Origin of the sequence: Sphingomonas faeni, assembly GCF_040407565.1 — a bacterium.
Classification (GTDB): Bacteria; Pseudomonadota; Alphaproteobacteria; order Sphingomonadales; family Sphingomonadaceae; genus Sphingomonas; species Sphingomonas faeni_F.
This window is the reverse complement of record NZ_JAPZPR010000023.1, coordinates 1-756: the sequence shown is the minus strand read 5'-3', so window position 1 is coordinate 756 and position 756 is coordinate 1. Positions and strand designations below refer to the sequence as shown.

Genomic DNA, 756 nt, shown 5'->3' with positions numbered 1-756 from the left:
AATTGCCATCGGCGTCGGTTGGCTCGAGCGTGACGCCGACGACGTGCTGTACAATGCTTATCGGCTCTGTATGCCGGATGGGTCGGGGCATACCCATCGCAAGCTTCACGCCTTCGAGCATCCGCTTATTTCCTCTGGCGACAGCTACACGGTGTTCGACACGCCATGGGGGGTGCGCGTGGGTGTGCTCATCTGCTGGGACAACAACCTGATCGAAAATCCACGTGCGACTGCGCTCGCCGGCGCCGAGGTTCTGCTGGCGCCGCACCAAACCGGAGGCACCAATTCGCTCAGCCCAAAGGGCATGAAGCATATTCCGATTAGTTATTGGGAAGAACGCGAGCAGAACCCCGAACGTTTGAGGCGTGAGTTCCAGGGCCTCAATGGTCGTGGCTGGTTGATGCGTTGGCTACCCGCGCGCGCCCACGACAACGGGCTGTTCATCGTTTTCAGCAACGGCGTCGGGCGCGACGAGGACGAGTTGCGAACGGGCCACGCGATGATTCTCGATCCCTATGGAGACGTGCTCTCGGAATCGAAGTCGATCGGGGACGACATGGTGCTGGCCGATCTTGAGTTAGACGCGGTGGAGACCAGTAGCGGCCGCAGATGGATGCGCGGACGGCGACCCGATCTTTACGGACCGCTTGCGGAGAGTTGGGGGACGGAACTGTCGCCGCGGGCAACTCGATTTGGCGTGGAAAACTGACCCCGGCGACCTCCGGTGGGGGGAGCGGGCTTCTCGAAAACGAACGT

The 756-nt window shown here is 61.4% G+C and carries 1 protein-coding gene; it reads left to right on the top strand.

The window, feature by feature from the left end:
• Positions 1-709 (top strand): nitrilase-related carbon-nitrogen hydrolase (locus O6Y00_RS21965; protein WP_353444628.1); only part of this gene is annotated, 709 nt, incomplete at its 5' end.
• Between the last annotated feature and the right edge of the window lie 47 nt (positions 710-756).